A 1,641-nucleotide genomic window follows, 5' to 3' on the forward strand; every position below is an offset into this window, starting at 1 on the left:
CGGAGACGAGCCCGCCCGTCACCGCCGAGAGGGGGGTGCCGGACGGAGCCGTGACCAGCACGTCGCACGCCGCGTTGCCGCTCGGCGCGCCCGCCGCGCCACCCGTCGCCTGGCCGCCTCCGCGCGGCGCGAGGGTGACAGTCAGCCGGATCTGCATCGGCCCTCCCGGTCCCGACCACCGGTGTGCCCGCAGCGCTGCGGCGAGGCGGTCACCCTCGTCGCGCTCACGCGCCGGCACACATGTCCCACACGGCACAGCACCCGGCCGCGACCGCGCGCGTCCACGCGCTCGCGCTCGGTGCTGTCGATGCCGTGAGCATCTTCGCACCCGTCACCGACATCGCGTCCCGCCCGCGGCGCTCAATGATCTTGATTTTGCGCCGTGGTGCGCAAGAGGGCGTGCACGGACACCGCTCCGGATACGATCCGCGCTCCGCGCGGCGACGCCGGAGCGGGTCGGTTACGAGGGCGGTCCGGGGAGGCCACGGAGGGCATGGAGTTCACGGGGTCCACGGGGCCGTGCGGGAACGCGGGTCGCAACCGTCCCCGGCGCGCGGTGCGTCTTTGCCGGAAGTCGCCCGTCCGTCCGCACTCGGCGTCGACCGTTCGCGAGACGGCACTATTGTGGGCGGGATTGCAGTACGACATCAGGGAGCGCATGACGTGCGGCCGGTAGGCAGCAAGTACCTGCTCGAGGAACCGCTGGGCCGCGGCGCCACCGGCACCGTGTGGCGGGCGAGGCAGCGGGAGACGGCGGGCGCCGAGGCGGCCGTGGCCGGTCAGCCCGGCGAGACGGTGGCGATCAAGGTCCTGAAGGAGGAGCTGGCCAACGACCCCGATGTCGTCATGCGCTTCCTGCGGGAGCGCTCCGTCCTGCTCCGCCTGACCCACCACAACATCGTCCGCACACGCGACCTGGTGGTGGAGGGCGATCTCCTCGCCCTCGTCATGGACCTGATCGAGGGCCCGGATCTGCAGCGCTATCTGCGCGAGAACGGCCCGTTCTCGCCGATCGGCGCCGCGCTGGTCACCGCCCAGGTCGCCGACGCGCTGGCCGCGAGCCACACCGACGGCATCGTCCACCGGGACCTCAAGCCCGCCAACGTGCTGCTGGCCGAGGGGCCCGAGGGCATGCGCCCGATGCTCACCGACTTCGGCATCGCGCGGCTCGCGGACTCGCCCGGACTCACGCGCACCCAGGAGTTCGTCGGCACTCCCGCCTATGTGGCGCCCGAGTCCGCCGAGGGCCGCCCGCAGACCTCCGCGGTCGACATCTACGGCGCGGGCATCCTGCTGTACGAGCTGACGACGGGGCAGCCGCCCTTCCGTGGCGGGTCCGCCCTGGAGATGATCCACCGTCACCTCTCCGAGGAACCGGTGCGCCCGCCGAGCATGCCCGACCCGCTGTGGACGGTCGTGGAACGGTGTCTGCGCAAGCGGCCCGAGGAGCGGCCCAGCGCGGTCAATCTCGCGAACGCGCTGCGTACGGTCGCGGCCGGTATCGGAGCACAGTCCACGCCGGACCAGGCGGCGGCCGCGATGGGCGTCGGCGCACTGCTCGCACCCGATCCCGCTCCGGCCGCGGTCCCTGAGACCGGCGGAGCCGGCGGAGCCGGCGGGGGCGGCGGCGCGGGAGCCGCT

At 73.7% G+C, this 1,641-nt stretch carries 1 protein-coding gene; it reads left to right on the forward strand.

From position 1 onward, the window contains the following. Positions 1-663: 663 nt before the first annotated feature. The coding region (locus tag AN218_RS29785; protein WP_141747752.1) for a serine/threonine-protein kinase at positions 664-1,641 on the forward strand (978 nt) is incomplete at its 3' end.

It is taken from the genome of Streptomyces nanshensis (genome assembly GCF_001751255.1).
In the GTDB taxonomy this organism is placed as follows: Bacteria; Actinomycetota; Actinomycetes; order Streptomycetales; family Streptomycetaceae; genus Streptomyces; species Streptomyces nanshensis_A.